This is a genomic window from Pseudoxanthomonas sp. z9 (assembly GCF_006542425.1).
Taxonomy (GTDB): Bacteria; Pseudomonadota; Gammaproteobacteria; order Xanthomonadales; family Xanthomonadaceae; genus Pseudoxanthomonas_A.
Map to the genome: position 1 here is coordinate 1 of NZ_VFID01000002.1, position 16,586 is coordinate 16,586.

The following is a 16,586-nucleotide window of genomic DNA, read 5'->3' on the forward strand; positions in this document are numbered from 1 at the left end:
ACCAGCGAAGAGCCGGTGGCCACCTGGTCCACCGAGGCCTCAATCAGGCCCTTGATTTCCTTGGCGGCGTTGGCGCTGCGCTGGGCCAGGGTGCGCACCTCCGAGGCCACCACCGCGAAGCCGCGGCCCTGTTCGCCGGCACGGGCGGCTTCCACCGCTGCATTGAGGGCCAGGATGTTGGTCTGGAAGGCGATGCCGTCGATGACGGCGATGATTTCGGCAATCTTGCGCGAGGCCGCTTCGATGTCGCGCATGGTGGTGACGACCTGGCCGACGACGTTGCCGCCCTGGGAGGCGACGGAAGCCGCGCCGATGGCCAACTGGTTGGCCTGGCGGGCCGAGTCGGCGTTCTGGCGCACGGTGGAGGTCAGTTCCTCCATGGAGGCAGCGGTTTCTTCCAGGTTGGCGGCCTGCTGCTCGGTGCGGCGGGACAGGTCGGCGTTGCCCGAAGCAATCTCGCCGGCGGCGGTGTTGATGGCGGTGGAGGCGTCCTGAATCCGGCTGACGATGTCGGTGAGCTGGGCGACGGTGGCGTTGGCGTCGTCGCGCATGCGGGCGAACACGCCGTGGAAGTCGCCGTCCATGCGGGTGGTCAAATCGCCGCGGGCGATGGCCTGCAACAGCTGCGACAGCTGGCCGAGGTTGGTGTCGCTGACCGCCATCATCGCGTTCAGGCCGTCGATCATCACCCGGAAATCGTGCTCGAAGCGCTGCGCATCGCCGCGCTGGCTGAAATCGCCCACGGCCGCGGCGGCCGCCAGGCGCTTGATCTCGCCATTGATGGCCGACAGGCTGGCCTTGGCGCGATCCATCGACTCGTGCAGCATCGCCCGCTGGCCGGGCAGGCGGCGCGCGTCCTGCGAGAGATCGCCCGCCGCGTAGCGGTTGAGGATGGCGATGGCGTCGACGATGGCATCCAGGTGCTCGAACATCATCGTGTTGATGCCGCGCGCCAGGTCGCCGTATACGCCGGGGAAATCCTCCGACACGCGCTGGGAGATGTTCTCGCCGGCGTGCATGTGGACCATGTGCTGGGTCTCGTCGGAAAACCGGCGCAGCATCTTCATCATCTCGTCGGTGGAGGCGAGCATCTGGCCCAGTTCGTCGCGGTGTCCGCGTTCGACCTTGACCGACAGATCGCCACGGGACACCGCGTTCACCGCGCGCACGACCTGGCCCAGCGGGCCGGTGATGGAGCGGGTGATGGCGATGGCCAGGAACACCGCCAGCAGCACCGCCACGCCCAGGCCGACGCACATCGCCAGCACGGTGCGCGAGTAGGCGCGCTCGGAAGCGGCGACTTCCGCCGCCAGGTTGTCCACGTTGTACTGCGACAGCGCCTTGAGCTGGTTGAACAGTTCGCGGCGCAGGAAGCGCGACTCGTTGGTGGAGATGGCTTTCGCGGCCTCGAAGTCATCGGCCGCCACCGCCGCCGAGATGCGGTCGTGCGCTTCGAAATAGGCGGCGCGCGCCTTCTTCACCTTCTCGTAGATCGCCTTCTCCTTGGCGGTGGATTCGGTGGGAATGGCGTTGTACGCCGCCTCCTCGGTATCGATCAGCTTGCGGGTGTCGGCCAGCTTCTTCTCGTAGTCGGCGATTTCTTCCGGCTGGCCCTGCTTGGTCAGCTGCGACTGCTCGTAGGTGCGGTACTCGCCGAGCTGGGCGCGCATTTCGCCCAGGTGCTGGACCGCGGGCATCCAGTTCTCGTTGACGGCGAGCATCTGCGCGTTGGCCACCGACAGCCGCCACAGCGACAGGGCGCCCAGCAGGACGGTGAGGATCACGGTGACGGTGAAGGCCACCGCCAGCTTGCGGGCGATCGGCAGGTTGCGGAACCAGTTCATTGCTTGCTTCTCTCTCCAGGAGGAACGGCGCGCGGAGCCTCCCCGTGTGGCCGGGCGCGTCGGTGACGGAATGTCATGCCGCTACTAGCGGCGGCACCGCCTGAAACTTGACGGTGCGTTGGTCGTAAGGGCGCGCCCGACGTCGAAACGTCGGCGCCGCGCCCCTGCGCGGCGTGCGGCCGGGCGGGGTGAATCAGAAATAGAACTGCGCGCGCAGTTGCAGGAGGCGCGGATCCGCACGACGTCCGGCCCGCTGGGCGTCCACCCGGGTCAGGTTGGCCTGCAGGCGGAAGTAGCGGTTGAGATAGGCGTTCACGCCCAGCGTCCAGTTGTTTTCGCGGCCGCCGCGGATGCCGTCGTTGTCCAGATCGATGCGGCTGTGGCGCAGCAGCAGTTCCCAGGCGCCGTAGGCATGCGCGGGCACCGGATTGGCGACGTTGCCGGCGTTGTAGGTGCGCGATTCGCCGGTGATCAGCCAACTGCCCGTGACATACCAGCCATCGGCGGAGTAGCCGCGCAGGCCCGCGTCGCGGGTGGTCCGCTGGCGCAGGTACTCGCCCTGCAGGGACCAGGGGCCTTCGATCCACAGCGCTTCCACGCCTTCGCGGCGGATGCGGTCCACCCGGCTCAGGCTGCCCGAATCGACCAGCCGCGTATCGGTGAGCGCGGTCTCCGGACGCGCGCGCCAGCGCACGCTCGGCAGCACGGTCTGGCCGCGTCCATTCACTTCGCTGTGCGGATGCTCCTCCGATGCCGACAGCCCCAGGTGCAGCACATGGCCGGCCTGCTTGCGCGGCGTCCACGCGGCGCGCGCGGCGAGGGTGGTGCCGGGATTGTTGCCCTGCAGGTCGTTGCCGAAGAAGTAGCCGAGGTTCCACAGATAGGCGGGGCGCTCGAACGCCCATTCCGCGCCGACGCGACGGCTTTCATAGAACGCCTGGGTCGGCAGCGCGTTCTCCAGGAAGCTGCCGGCGCGGGTGGAGGTATAGCCCTCGAAACCCACCGGCAGCTTGAACTGGCCGATGCGCAGCTTGCCGGCATCGTGGCCGAACAGCGCCTTGGTTTCCACCCGCAACGCCACGTCCATCCAGGTGTCGGCATGGAAGTCGTAGCTGACCGCGACGTCGTAGAAGCCCTTGCGCTTGAGGGTGAAGCCGAATTCCTTGCGGCGGAAGTCCTCGTCGTCCTCCAGCGCGGTGGCGGCGCCATAACCGTCGCCATCGAAACGGACGAGGTCATAGGCGTAGTTGCCGGTGGCCGCCAGTTCGGTGCCGTTGGCGAATGCGATGCGCGGGGGCCACGGTTTGAGCTGCGCGCCGGTGGTGTCGCCTTCGGCGGCGGACGCGGGCGGGATGGAAAAGGCCAACAGCGGGATCAGGGCAAGGAAAAGGCGGGAAACGACGGCGGATTTCATGATGGAAGGATCTGGCAAGCGCGCGCCTTGCGCGGCCACCCGGAGGCGGCCACGCATGCAGGCTGTGGTGGAGAGGAGAGGTGGCGGGACGATCAGGCCGCTTGCGGCATGCGCAGCGAGCGCACCAGTCCACCCACGTCGACGATGAGGGCGACGCGGCCGTCGCCCAGGATGGTGGCGCCGGAAATCCCGTCCACGCGCCGGTAGTTGTTCTCGAGGTTCTTGACCACGACCTGCTGCTGGCCGAGCAGTTCGTCCACTTCCAGCGCCAGCTTCTGGCCATCGCCCTCGACCACCACCACCAGCGGCTGCGCGGTGCGGGCGTGGCCGTAGCGATAGAACTCGTTGAGCGACAGCAGCGGCAGGTATTCGCCGCGCACGCGCAGCACGCGGCCTTCGCCGGCCAGCGTGCGCACGTCCTCGGCCTGTGGCTGCAGCGCTTCCAGCACGTAGCCCAGCGGCAGGATCAGGGTTTCCTCGCCCACCGCGACGGTCATGCCGTCGAGGATGGCCAGGGTCAGCGGCAGCCGGATCACCACCCGGGTGCCGTGGCCGGCGCTGCTTTCCAGTTGCACTTCGCCGCCCAGCGCCTGGATGTTCCGGCGCACCACGTCCATGCCGACGCCGCGGCCGGACAGATCAGTGACCGCGTCGGCGGTGGAGAAGCCGGGTTGGAAGATCAGATCCCAGACCTGCGTGTCGGAAGGATTCTCCGGCACATGCAGGCCACGCTCGGCGGCCTTGGCCAGGATCCGCTCGCGGTTGAGGCCGCGGCCATCATCGCTGACCTCGATGACGATGTGGCCGCCCTGGTGCGAAGCGGCCAGGGTGATGGTGCCGGTTTCGTCCTTGCCCGCGTCGCGGCGGGTGTCGGGCATTTCCAGGCCGTGATCGATCGCGTTGCGGACCAGGTGCACCAGCGGATCGGCGATGCGCTCGATCAGGCCCTTGTCCAGTTCGGTGCCCTCGCCAATCGTGCGCAGGCGGACCTGCTTGCCCAGGCGCGAGGACAGGTCGCGGACGAGGCGCGGGAAGCGGCGGAACACCGCGTCCACGGGCAGCATGCGTACGCCAATCACCGCTTCCTGCAGATCGCGGGTATTGCGTTCCAGCAGATCCAGGCCGGCGAACAGGCGTTCGCACTGCGCAGGATCCAGCAGGCCGGACACCTGCTTGAGCATCGCCTGGGTGATCACCAGTTCGCCGACCAGGTTGATCAGGCCATCGATCTTGTCGACGCTGACGCGGATCGAACTCTCGGCGGCGTCGTTGCCGGCGGCCGCGGGCGTGGCGGCACCGGCGTTTCCGGAGGCGGCGAGGGCGATGGCCTCGATCGGAGCGGGCGGCGCGGCGATCGCGGCGGGGATCGGCTGGATGTCCAGTTCGCAGTCATCGACGACCCAGGCGAAGGCTTCCTCGACGGCGGTGCGCGGCACCGGACCGAGCAGGCCGAGATCCCAGGCCAGATAGGCTTCCAGCGGATCCATCTGCTCGAAGCCGGGCAGGCGATCGATCCGGCAGGCGACTTCCAGCGGCGCCAGGTGCTCCAGTTCGCGCAGGATCCGCAGCGGATCGTTGCCGGTCATGAACAGCGAGGGTGCCGGGGTGAAGCCGATGCGCCAACCTTCCGGCGCGGCGTCCTTGGCCACCGGGGCGGCGCTGGTGGCGGACGCGCCGTCGCCGGACAGCACCGCGGTCAGGCGCGCGTGCACGTCCTTCACCGCGGCGGGATCGGCGGGATGGCCGTGCTCGGCCTCGGCCAGCAGGCTGCGCAGCACGTCCACCGACGCCAGCATCGCGTCAATCGCCGGGGTGGCGACCTCGCGCTTGCCGGCGCGCAGCTCGTCCAACAGCGTTTCCAGCACGTGGGTCAGGCCGGCGACCGCATCGAAGCCGAAGGTGGCCGCGCCACCCTTGATGGAATGCGCGGCGCGGAAGATCGAATTGATCAGCTCGCCGTCGCGGTTGCCCTGCTCCAGTTGCAGCAGGCCCGCTTCCATTGCCTCCAGCCCTTCGCGGCTTTCCTCGAAGAAGGTGGCGTGGAAGCGTTGCATGTCCATGTTCATCGGTGCGGAACCCGGGCGGCGTCAGGAAAGTGCGGAAGTCGTGGAAGCGGGCGGATCAGCCCAGGACTTTCTGGATGGTGGCGACCAGTTGTTCCGGATTGAACGGCTTGACCAGCCAGCCGGTCGCGCCTGCCGCCTTGCCCTCGGCCTTCTTGTCGGCGGCCGATTCGGTGGTGAGCATCAGCAGCGGGGTGAACTTGTAGTCGGGCAGCCCGCGCAGGGCGCGGATCAGCGCGATGCCGTCCATGTTCGGCATGTTGACGTCGGTGACCACCGCGTTGAAGCGCTGTCCCTGCGCGCGTCCCAGGGCGACCTGGCCGTCCTCGGCCTCGTCCACGGCGTATCCGGCGGAGCTCAGGGCGAAGGCGACCATCTGGCGCATCGAGGCCGAATCGTCCACCACCAAAATACGTGCGCTCATGCGGCGTTCTCCACAGTTTTCGAATCGTTGTTGTCGGAAGAGGAAAGACCCAGCCGGTCGGCCAGGCCCAGCAGGCGGGCGGCGTCGCGGAAGGCGGGGCTGCTGCCGGCGAAGGCGGTGGCGCGGCCGGCCTGCTCGCGTTCGCGGAAGAAGGTGCACAACACCTGCAGGCTGGCGGTGTGCACGCGCTGCACGGTCCCGGCATCCAGCAGCAGGGGCTGCGGCTGGGCCAGGTGCGGCACCAGTTGCTGCTTGAGATCGCTGGCGGCCTCGATGCCGAGGTCCGCGCCCAGGGGTACTGCGCTCATCATCGCTCCGATGGGTCGGTTCCTGCGTGGTATCGGCCGGACCGGGCCGGTCTTGAGCGGGTGCATGAAAAAGTGGGAAGTGCGTCGCGACTTGGGATGTGCCGTGGGAACGAACATGGATAGCCCCCTTTGCAAAAGGGGGCGGGCGAGCGCGTAGCGGTCGACGGGGGATTTGCTTGGCGCCAAGAGCAAATCCCCCTCGGTCCCCCTTTTTCAAAGGGGGAGGAAAAGCTCGGCTTTCCCGAATCCCGAATCCCCAATCCCCGCTCTCAGCCCAACAACTCCGAAGCATCCAGCAAAATCACCGTCCGCCCGGAAAGCCGGGCGACGCCGCGAAACAATGGATGGGTGATGCGGCACATGCGGGTATTGTCCGGCGGTTCGATCTGCTGCTCGGTGAGGCGGGTGACGTCCTCCACCGCGGAGACGCGCAGGCCGAGGATTTCGCCGTTTTCCTCCAGCACCACGATGCGCACCTGGCTGTCAGGGGCGATTTCGGCGCGGCCCAGGTACAGGCCCAGGTCGATCACCGGCACCACCTGGCCGCGCAGGTTCATCACACCCAGCATGTGCGTGGCCGCGCCGCGCAGCGGCAGCAGGGTGGCCGGCAGGACGACTTCCTGCACCTTCAGCAGTTCCAGTGCGTAGTGCTGGTCGTCGCAGCGCATCCGCAGCCAGCGGGTGGTGCGGTCGCTGGCGCGCCGGCGCTCGCCGTGCGGTGAGCTGGCCGGGGCGTCGTCCTCGTCGTCGCGTTGTCTCTGCAGCATGTCGAACACCGGCTTGGCGTAGGCGGGAATGGCGGGCGACGAGGATGCGGGACGCGCGGGGGGCGGTGGCGCCGGTCGGGACGGAACGGTGGCCGGCGCGGGTGCCGCGGCGACGGACATTGGCGCGGGCGGAGTCGGCTCGGCCTGCGCCGTCGCGGCAACGGCGGGCGCCTGTGCGCCGGGCGCCGCGCCGCCGTGCAACTGGTCCAGCAGCGCCTCGAATTCGTCGTCGGTGATCAGATCCGCCGCGGCCATCGGCGCCATCGCGGGCGCTGCCGCCGGCGCGCGCTCGGCCGGCGGGATTTCGAGCGGTCCTTGTTCGATGGATACGGATTCGGGGGACATGGATTCCACGGACACGGATTCGGCGGCACTGGTTTCCACGACCACGACTTCGACGGCCACGGGCGCGATGCCGATGGCGGGCGCCTGCGCGACGGCCGTTGGCGCGGCCTCGACCTGCTGGAGCGCGAGGACGGCATCGGGATCGTCGGCCACCGCGATGCCGCGCGTGGTGGCGAGCAGGCGTTCCAGGACTTCCTCGTGCAACGGATCGAATGGCTCGGCGCCGTCGTGCGCGTGCGACAGGGAAGATTCCGTTCCGGCGGCCAGGGCCAGGACCGCGGGTATTTCCGGCGCTGGGGCGTCCGCCTGCGGCGGGGCGACCGGATTCACCACCGCCAGCAAAGGTGGCGGCGATGGCGGCGTGGCGACGGCCGGGGTGATCGCGGGCGCGACATCGCCGCCCAGCAGGTCCCGCAGGTAATCGTCCAGCGCCGGCTGCGCGTTCACGCGGCCTGCTCCATCTGCACGCGGTCGCTGGCCAGCAGCCAATCGAGCGCGCGGCGATACGCGGACAGGCCGCGGCCGGGGTACTGGCCGGCCGACAGCGGCTTGACCAGTTCGTCGACGCTGCAGATGCGGGTGTCGTTGGGAATGGCGTCGTCCCACACGCGATCGCCGTGGGTTTCCTGCATCTGCCGCAGGGTGTCGTTGCCGGTGCGGGTGCGCTTGTCGTGCAGGGTCGGCAGGACCGAGGCCGGCAGCGGGCGCCGACGCGAGCGTTCGATCATGTCCACGGTCCGGCACATGCCGTTGAGGCCATGCAGCGCCAGCGGTTCGGTCTGGGTCGGGATGATCACGCGATCGGCCGCCGCCAGCGCGTTGACCATCAGCAGGCCTAGCGTGGGCGGGCAGTCGAACAGCACGTAGTCGTAGTCCTGGCCGCCGCGCGCCAGCGCGTTGGCCAGCGCCATGCCCAGCCCGGGCTGGGTGGCGCTGCGGCGTTCCAGCGTGGCCAGTGCGGTCTGCGCGGCGACGAAGGACAGGTTGTCGATGCCCGTCTCGCGCACCAGCGGGCCCAGCTCCGCGGTCGGCTGGTCGAACAGATCCAGCACGCCGGCCGGGGCCGGTTCGGCGAGCAGGCCGAAGGCGCGGGTCAGCGAGGAGTGCGGATCCAGATCCATCAGCAGGACGCGCTGGCCGCGCATCGCCAGGCCGCGGCCCAGCGCCAGGGTGGTGGTGGTCTTGCCCACGCCGCCCTTCTGGTTGGCGATTGCCCACACGCGCATCAGTTGGATCCTCCTTCAAGGGTGGGCGCCATCGCGTCGGCGTCGGCGGCCGTCGCGGGCGTCAGTGTTTCGGCCTGCGCCGGCGCGACCGCCGGCAGCGCGGGCGCGGCGGCAATCGCCGGCAGCGATCCGCCCGGTGCGTGTTCGCCCTCGCTGGCCAGGATCACCAGCAGTACCCGGCGGTTGCTGTTGCGGCCTTCCACGGTGGCGTTGTCGCCGATCGGACGGAACTCGCCGTAGCCGATCATCGCCAGTCGTTCCGGCGGAATGCCGTCGCGCACGAACAGGTGCACCACGCTGGCCGCGCGCGCCGCGGACAGTTCCCAGTTGGACGGGAACTGGTAGGTCCGGATCGGGCGGTCGTCGGTATAGCCTTCCACGCGCACGCCATTGGGCACGCCGGCCAGCACGTCGGCGAGGCTGGAGACGGTGCTCTGCGCGGCCGGTTCCAGCGCGGCCGAACCGGTGGCGAACAGGATGTCGCTGTTGATCTGCACTTCCAGCCAGAGTTCGGCGCGGCGCACCACCACCAGCTTCTGGTCGACCAGTGGCGCCAGCGCCTTCTCGATGTTGTCGGCGATGGTGTCCAGTTGCTGGTGGGCGTTCTGCATGCCCTTGGCATCCACGCTCATGTTCATCTGCGAGGCCATTGCCGCCAGCAGGGTGACGTTGGGCGCGGGCGAGGGCGCGGACGGCCCCTGCTTGGCGCCGGACTTGATCGGCGAGGGCCGATCGAAATCGGCGCCCTGCAGCTGATGGTTGCCGACCTGGACCGGATTGATCGTGCGCGGCGCGCCGCCGAACGCGGCGGTGAGCGCATCGGCCATCACCCGGTACTTGCCCTCGTTGAGGGTGGAGATGGCATACATGACCACGAAGAAGGCCAGCAGCAGCGTCATCAGGTCGGCATAGGGAATGGCCCAGGCCTCGTGGTTGACATGTTCCTCGTGGGATTTCCGGCGTGCCATGCGGGTGCCCGATCAGTGCAGGAAGCCGGCCAGCTTGGATTCGATGTTGCGCGGGTTCTCGCCCTGGGCGATTGCGATCAGGCCCTCGATGATCATCTCGCGCTCGCGGCTCTGTCCGCCGATCACGCTCTTGAGCTTGCTGGCGACCGGCAGGAAGAACAGGTTGGCCGAGGCGATGCCGTAGATGGTGGCGGTGAACGCGGCGGCGATGCCGTGGCCCAGCTTGCTCGGATCGGCCAGGTTCTTCATCACCGCGATCAGGCCGAACACCGCGCCGATGATGCCGAGCGTGGGCGCGTAGATGCCCATCGCCTCGAACACCTTGGCCGCGGCCAGGTCCTGGTGCTCCTGGCTGTTGAGATCGATTTCCAGCATGTGCCGGATGGCTTCCGGCTCCAGGCCATCAACCAGCATCTGCAGGCCCTTTTTCAGGAAGGGATCGCTCTGTTCGTTGACCAGCGGTTCCAGCCCCAGCAGGCCCTGCTTGCGGGCGATGTTGCTCCACTCGACGATCTGCGCGACCAGCCCGTCGTGATCGGCGCCCGGCGGGCGGATCACCCACCGCGCGATCGACACCGCGCGCTTGAACACCGCTGGCGGCGTATGCACGAGGATGGCGGCGACGGTGCCGAGGATGACGATGACGAAGGCCGCCGAGGACCACAGCGACGACACGCCCGCACCCTTGAGGATGCTGCCGCCGACCAGGGCGACCAGGGCGAGGATGAGACCGATGAGGCTGAAGATGTCCATATGCAGTGGTATCGGCGCTGGCGGTCTGGACTTGAGTTGGCGGGTGTGCCGGAGGTGGGGGCCGCGACCGTCGTCACAGGGTCATGCAACGGTCATCGTGGTGCGTGGATGGTGTCCGCGGCGCCGCCGATGGCGAATCACGCGGCCGCTTCGCGCAGGCCGTCGACGTCCAGGATCAACGCCATGCGGCCGTCGCCGATCAGGGTCGCGCCGGCGTAGCCGCGCAGGCCGCGCACCGCGCGCGGCAGCGGCTTGATCACCACCTCCTCGCGCCCGCGCACCTGGTCCACGACCAGGCCGAAGCGCTGGTCGCCCATCTGCAGCACGACGATGGTCAGCAGCGGTGCCTTGACCGCCTCCACGCCCAGCCAGCGACGCAGATCCACCAGCGGCAGGGTCGTGGACTGCCGATCCAGCACGGCCTGGCCGTCGAACCAGCGCAGGCTGGAGGCTGGCGCGTGCAGCACTTCCATCACCCGCGCCAACGGGAGCGCGTAGACCGGATCGCCGGCCTGCACCAGCAGGGTCGGCAGGATCGCCAGGGTCAGTGGTACCCGGATCAGGAAGCGGCTGCCGCGGCCCAGCTGCGAATGGATCTGGATCTGTCCGCTGAGTTCGCGGATGCGCGATTGCACCACGTCCATGCCGACGCCGCGGCCGGAGATGTCGGTGATCTCGGTCTTGGTCGAAAAGCCCGGCAGGAAGATCAGCTGCAGGCATTCGTCGTGCGACAGGCGGGCGGCGGCCTCCGGTTCGATCAGGCCCTTTTCCAGCGCCTTGTCGCGCAGGCGCTCCGGATCGATGCCGGCGCCGTCGTCGCGGATTTCGATGGTGACGTAGTCGCCTTCCTGCTGGGCCGCCAGTCGGACCTGGCCGCTGCGCGGCTTGCCGGTGGCCTCGCGCAGATCCGGCAGCTCGATGCCGTGGTCGATGGCGTTGCGGACCAGATGCACCAGCGGGTCGGACAGCGCCTCGACGAGGTTGCGATCCAGTTCGGTGTCGGCGCCGACCAGCTCCAGATCCACTTCCTTCTTCAGCGAACGGGCCACGTCGCGCGCGACCTTGGGAAAGCGCGAGAACACCTTGCCCACCGGTTGCATGCGGGTACGCATGACCGCGTTCTGCAGGCGTGCGGTGGCGATGTCCAGGCCACTGACCGCGCGATCCAGTTCCTCGTCGCGCAGGCGCGCACGCAGGGTCTTCAGGCGGTTGCGCGACAGCACCAGCTCGCCGACCAGATTGACGATCGCGTCGAGCCGCTTGGTGTCCACGCGGATGGTCTGCTCGGCCTCGCTCGCGCGGGACGGACGGGCCGGCGCGGCGGGGGCGGGCGCCGCCGGGCGAGCCGGAGCGGGTTGGGGTGGGGATGCGGCCGCCGGACGCGCCGTCGCCGCGCCGGGCGCGGCGCCGCCGTGCAGTTGATCCAGCAGGGCCTCGAATTCGTCCTCGCCGATCAGATCCCCGCCCATCGGCGCGACGGTCGTGGCGGCGGGTGCGGCGCCGCCATGCAGTTGATCGAGCAGGGCCTCGAACTCGTCGTCGCTGATCAGATCACTCCCGCCGGCGGCGGGCGCGGCCACCGGCGCGCGGGCCGGCGCGGGCGAGGCATCGACGTTGAACTGGGCGATCAGCGCGGCCGGCGCATGTGGCGGCTCCTCGCCGGCGGCGACCGCGTCGAGCATGCGTTGCAGCCAGTCCAGCGATTGCTGGGCGGCGTCGAAATGATCCGCTTCCAGGGTCGCCTTGCCGGCGCGGACCATGCCCAGCGCTTCCTCGGCGGCATGGCACAGGTTCACCATCGCCTGGATGCCGAGGAAACCGGCGCCGCCCTTGAGCGTATGGAAACCGCGGAACACGGCGTTGAGCTGTTCGCTGTCGCCGGGATCCTGTTCCAGCGTCACCAACTGCTCGCCGAGGCGATCCAGGATTTCCTGGGCCTCGATGAGAAAGTCGGCGGCGATTTCGGGCGTGACGGCGGACATGGTTCGGCTCGGGTTCGGCGGGATGCGTGGGCGGACGGTTAGAGCCCGAGCCCCGACAGCAGATCGTCGGCGTCGTCCTGCGAGAACGCCGCCTTGTCCAGGCCCGCCACCGCGGGACCGGCCAGGCCGTCGTCCTTCTTCCTTTCCGGCGGCGGCAGGCCCAGTTCGCCGAAGCCTTCGTGCACGCGGCGGACGATGCCGGCGACGCGACGGATGATCTGGCCGGTCAGGTCCTGGTAGCTCTGCGCCAATGCCATTTCCGACAGGCCGGCGCGGATCTGGTCCACCACCTGGGTCTGTTCGCCGCTGAGCGCCGTCGTCTTGAGCTGGTCGGCCAGGCCGCGGCATTGTTCGGCCAGGTCCAGGGTCTTGTGGCTGGCCTGTTCGGTCATCGCCACCACGTGATCCAGGCGCGCGCAGGCGTCGTCGAGATCGCCGGCGCCGTGGGTCGGCGGCAGCTCGCCCAGCGTCTGCGCCAGTTCGCGGGCCAACCGGCCCAAGCCCTGCATCATCGGTTGCGTACGCCAGGCCGCGATGGTGTCCAGCTCGCGCCGCCAGCCGGCCTCGTCGCCCTGTTCCAGCGCATCCAGCGCGTGTTGCAGGCGTTCGACCAGCGCGGCGCGGGCGCTGCCGGCTTCCATGACCGCAGCCATCAGGCGGCGGCCCCGAGCCGCTCGAAGATCTTGCCGAGTTTCTCTTCCAGCGTCTGCGCGGTGAACGGCTTGATGATGTAGCCGTTCACGCCGTTCTGCGCCGCTTCGATGATCTGCTCGCGCTTGGCCTCGGCGGTGACCATCAGCACCGGCAGGGTCTTGAAGCGGTCGTCGGCGCGGATCGCCTTGAGCAGTTCGATACCGGTCATGCCCGGCATGTTCCAGTCGGTCACCACGAAGTCGAAACTGCCCTGGGCCAGCGCGGTCAGCGCGCTGGAGCCGTCGTCGGCCTCGGCGGTATTCGTATAGCCCAGATCGTTGAGGAGGTTCTTGATGATGCGACGCATCGTCGAGAAGTCGTCCACGATCAGGATCCGCATGTTCTTGTTGGCTGTCACGAAGGGCTCCGGGTGCAGCAGGGTAGAGGGGGCTCGAGAGCCTTATCGGCAGGTGGCGGGGAAACTTTTGGGCCGGGATTGGGCTGGGGCAGGGATTGGGGATTGGGGATTCAAAGAGCCTCCCTTGAAAAAGGGGGCGGGCGCCCGCGGAGCGGGCGACGGGGGATTGACCAGCCATTCGGCTGTTGAGAAGCGCTTGCTGTTGGCGCCCAAAGCAAATCCCCTCAATCCCCCTTTTTCAAAGGGGGAGGCAAAAGCAAAGGCTCTTGCGAATCCCCAATCCCCAATCCCGACTCCCCAATCCCCGCTCAATCCTCCAACCCGGCGTCCACGCTCTCGAACACGTTCAGCCGACCACGCAGGCGCAGCATGGCCTGGCCGTGGATCTGGCAGACGCGGGACTCGCTGACGCCGAGGACGGCGCCGATTTCCTTGAGGTTGAGTTCCTGCTCGTAATACATGGACAGGACCAACTGTTCGCGCTCGGGCAACTGGCCAATGGCCTTGATCAGCGACTGGCGGAACTCGCCGCGCTCGAGCTGTTGCTGCGGGTTGGGGCCGCCGGTGACCGCGGTCTGCGGTTCGCCGTGGTCCTCGATGTGCGATTCCAGGCTCAGCACCTGGCCGCGGGCGGCATCTTCGAGCAGGCGCAGGTATTCGGGCAGCGGCATTTCCATCGCCGAGGCGACTTCGGTGGCGATGGCGGCGCGACCCGTGCGCTGCTCGATCTCGCGCACGGTGGCGGCGGCCTGGCGGGCGCGCCGGTGTACCGAGCGCGGTACCCAGTCGCCGCGGCGGATTTCGTCGATCATCGAGCCGCGGATGCGGATCGAGGCGAAGGTCTCGAACGAGGCGCCCTGTTCGGCGTCGTAGCTGCGCGAGGCTTCCAGCAGGCCAATCATGCCGGCCTGGATCAGGTCGTCGATCTCCACGCTGGCGGGCAGGCGCGCGGCCAGATGGTGGGCGATGCGGCGGACCAGGTCCGCGTGCATCGTGACGAAGTCGGTGGCCGCCGCTTTCTGGACGGCACGGTATTGGGCGGCGCCGGTGTTCATGCTGGCACGCTCCGGTTGATCATGCGTTCGACGAAGAACTCGACATTGCCGCGGGCGCCGGACGGCGGCTGCCAGCGTGCGGTGACCCGGGCGATTTCGTTGATGGCGCGCGCCGACGGGCTGCCCGGATACGCCTTCACCACCGCCTGCTGGCGCTGCACCGCGCGGCGCAGCCAGTCGTCCTGCGGCACCGCGCCCAGGTAGTGCAGGGCGACGTCGCCGAGGAAGCGCTCGCACACGCGGGCCAGTTTCTCGTACAGCTTGCGGCCCTCGTTGGGGTCGCGGACCATGTTGGCGATGACGTGCACGCGGTCCACGCCGCGTTCGCGCGAGAGCACCTTGATCAGGGCGTAGGCGTCGGTGATCGAGGCCGGCTCGTCACACACCACCACCACCGTGTCCTGCGCGGCCTGGCAGAAGGTCAGCACGCTGTCGGTGATGCCGGCGGCGGTGTCCACCACCATCACGTCCAGGGCGCGTTGCAGTTCCGAGAACACGTTGACCAGGCCGACGTGTTCGGCCGGCGAGAGTTCGGCCATGTGCCGGAAACCCGACGAGGCCGGCACGATCAGCAGGCCGTCCGGCCCTTCCAGCAGCACGTCCTCCAACTGGCAACGCTCCGCGACCAGATCCGCCAGGGTGTATTTCGGCGCCAGGCCAAGCAGCACGTCGACGTTGGCCAGGCCCAGGTCGGCGTCCATCAGCAGGGTGCGCTTGCCCATCTCGGCCAGCGATGCGGCCAAGTTGACCGACACGTTGGTCTTGCCGACGCCGCCCTTGCCGCCGGTCACCGCGATCACGCGGACCGGATGGAAGGCGCCGGTCAGCGGCGGCGTGCTGCGCGGATTGGTCTGCAGCAGGTGTTCATGCGACATGGATGGCCTCCGCGTGGCTGGGTTCGTCGGCTTCGCGGCGCAACTGGTCCAGGCGCAGCACCAGGTTGGGCGCGCTGGCGCGATGCAGGTCTTCCGGCACGCGCTGGCCGTCGGTGATCCAGGCCATCGGCAACTGGTGATCGACGATCACCGACAGCGCGCTGCCGAGCCGGCCGGTCTCGTCGACCTTGGTCAGCACCACGCCGTGCGGCTGGGCGCCGCTGAAGCGGCGGACCACCTCGTCCAGATCGCCGAAATGCGAGTTGGCCGGCAGCACCAGCAGCGTGTGCACCTGCCCGGCGGCACGCAGCCAGTTGAGCTGGCCGACCAGGTTGCGGTCGCGCTGGCCCATGCCGGCAGTGTCGATCAGCACCAGCTTGTAGTCGCGCAGGCGTTCCAGGGTCTGGGCCAGGCGCACGTCGCTGTCGGCCTCGTGCACGGCGATGCCGAGCTGGCGGCCGTAGCTGTGCAACTGTTCGCGGCCGCCCACGCGCACGGTGTCGGTGGTGACCAGGGCCACGTCGCGCGGGTTGTGGCGATCGGCGTAGGCCGCGGCCAGCTTGGCGATGGTGGTGGTCTTGCCGGCGCCGGTCGGGCCGACCAGGGCGATCACGCCGCCCTGTTCCAGCGGGTCCACCGGCAGGATTGGCAGCCTGCGCGAGAGCAGGCCCAGCATCAGGCCGCGTCCGCGATGCAGTTCGGTGTCGGCGGGAATCTGCAGGGCGACGTCGCGGGTGATGCCGGCGTCGAAGCCGTAATCGTCCATCAGTTCCATCGCCTGCGCGCGCACCGGCGAACCGCGCAGGCGCTCGTCGGTAAGGCGGTGCATCTCGCCCTCGATCATTTCGCGCATCGCCGCCAGTTCGGCGCGCATCTGCACCAACTGCTCGTCCTCGGCGCGCGCACGCGCGCCGTTGTCGGCGACCACGCTCAGCACCGGTGCGACGGCTTCCGGCTGCGACGCGGCGACGGGCGTGGCGGGGGCCGACGCCATCGTGGACAGTTCCGCCGGCACCGCCGGCAGGCTCGCGGCCAGGCGCGCGGCGAACGACATCGGATCCAGCGCGAAGGCGGCGGGCGCGGACGGCTCGGCCGGGATTTCCCGCGCGAACGAGGGCACCGGCGCGATGAACGCCGACGGCGGCTCGACCGGGGCGCGCGACTCCTCGGCCACGCGCGATTCGATGGGCGCCGCGGCGGCGACCCGGTTGAAGTAGGCCGCAGCCGCTTCGGCCGGCGACATCTCCGTCGCCTGGCGGTTGGCGGCGGCGCGTGATTCGGCGGACACGGACGGCGCGGCGCGCGCGAACGAAGGCGCCGGTTCGGCCGGACGCATTGCTTCCAGCGTGCGCTGCACCAGCGTCTCGTCGTAGTTGGAGGCCGCCACGATCTCGACGCCGTCGTCGGTCATGCGATTGGAAAGGATCACCGCATCCGGCCCCTGTTCCTGCCGGACCAGCGCGAAGGCGGAGCGCATGTCGGGAGCGACGAAACGTTTGATTTTCATGGGA

14 protein-coding genes and 1 pseudogene are annotated in these 16,586 nt (G+C 69.0%); all 15 read right to left on the reverse strand.

The window, feature by feature from the left end:
- On the reverse strand, positions 1-1,844 hold a 1,844-nt coding region (locus FG323_RS00940; protein WP_141452567.1), incomplete at its 3' end, for a methyl-accepting chemotaxis protein.
- A 193-nt stretch (positions 1,845-2,037) separates the two neighbouring features.
- Positions 2,038-3,258: a porin gene (locus tag FG323_RS00945; protein ID WP_141452568.1), complete on the reverse strand. Its 1,221-nt coding sequence runs from the start codon at positions 3,256-3,258 to the stop codon at positions 2,038-2,040.
- A 92-nt stretch (positions 3,259-3,350) separates the two neighbouring features.
- Positions 3,351-5,324, reverse strand: a complete 1,974-nt coding sequence (locus FG323_RS00950; RefSeq protein WP_141452569.1) for a chemotaxis protein CheA — start codon at positions 5,322-5,324, stop codon at positions 3,351-3,353.
- Positions 5,325-5,379: 55 nt separating this feature from the next.
- On the reverse strand, positions 5,380-5,745 hold the full coding sequence (locus tag FG323_RS00955; protein WP_141452570.1) for a response regulator: 366 nt from the start codon (positions 5,743-5,745) through the stop codon (positions 5,380-5,382).
- A complete protein-coding gene (locus FG323_RS00960; RefSeq protein WP_141452571.1) occupies positions 5,742-6,053 on the reverse strand; it encodes an STAS domain-containing protein in 312 nt (103 codons plus the stop codon). Before FG323_RS00960 ends, FG323_RS00955 begins: the two co-directional genes overlap by 4 nt.
- A 269-nt stretch (positions 6,054-6,322) precedes the next feature.
- Positions 6,323-7,612, reverse strand: coding sequence for a chemotaxis protein CheW (locus FG323_RS00965; RefSeq protein ID WP_255469965.1), 1,290 nt, complete (start codon positions 7,610-7,612; stop codon positions 6,323-6,325).
- Entirely contained in the window at positions 7,609-8,391 is a 783-nt protein-coding gene (locus FG323_RS00970; RefSeq protein WP_141452572.1) for a ParA family protein, read from the reverse strand. The genes FG323_RS00965 and FG323_RS00970 overlap by 4 nt, the downstream gene beginning before the upstream one ends.
- A complete protein-coding gene (motD, locus tag FG323_RS00975) occupies positions 8,391-9,359 on the reverse strand; it encodes a flagellar motor protein MotD (RefSeq protein WP_141452573.1) in 969 nt (322 codons plus the stop codon). The genes FG323_RS00970 and motD overlap by 1 nt, the downstream gene beginning before the upstream one ends.
- Positions 9,360-9,371: 12 nt before the next feature.
- A complete protein-coding gene (locus tag FG323_RS00980) occupies positions 9,372-10,112 on the reverse strand; it encodes a flagellar motor protein (protein ID WP_141452574.1) in 741 nt (246 codons plus the stop codon).
- A gap of 137 nt (positions 10,113-10,249) precedes the next feature.
- Positions 10,250-12,094: a chemotaxis protein CheA gene (locus tag FG323_RS00985; protein WP_141452575.1), complete on the reverse strand. Its 1,845-nt coding sequence runs from the start codon at positions 12,092-12,094 to the stop codon at positions 10,250-10,252.
- A gap of 38 nt (positions 12,095-12,132) precedes the next feature.
- A complete protein-coding gene (locus FG323_RS00990; RefSeq protein WP_181444046.1) occupies positions 12,133-12,747 on the reverse strand; it encodes a protein phosphatase CheZ in 615 nt (204 codons plus the stop codon).
- Complete coding sequence (gene cheY, locus FG323_RS00995) at positions 12,747-13,127, reverse strand: chemotaxis response regulator CheY (protein ID WP_141452861.1); 381 nt, start codon at positions 13,125-13,127, stop codon at positions 12,747-12,749. The genes FG323_RS00990 and cheY overlap by 1 nt, the downstream gene beginning before the upstream one ends.
- A gap of 326 nt (positions 13,128-13,453) precedes the next feature.
- Complete coding sequence (locus FG323_RS01000) at positions 13,454-14,200, reverse strand: RNA polymerase sigma factor FliA (RefSeq protein ID WP_141452576.1); 747 nt, start codon at positions 14,198-14,200, stop codon at positions 13,454-13,456.
- Positions 14,197-15,009 (reverse strand): annotated as a pseudogene (locus tag FG323_RS01005) (MinD/ParA family protein); the annotation flags it as partial. The pseudogene FG323_RS01005 and the gene FG323_RS01000, both read right to left, overlap by 4 nt.
- 55 nt (positions 15,010-15,064) lie before the next feature.
- The gene (gene flhF, locus FG323_RS01010; RefSeq protein ID WP_141452578.1) at positions 15,065-16,582 is read right to left on the reverse strand and encodes a flagellar biosynthesis protein FlhF; all 1,518 of its coding nucleotides are present in this window, start codon (positions 16,580-16,582) and stop codon (positions 15,065-15,067) included.
- Positions 16,583-16,586: the final 4 nt, after the last annotated feature.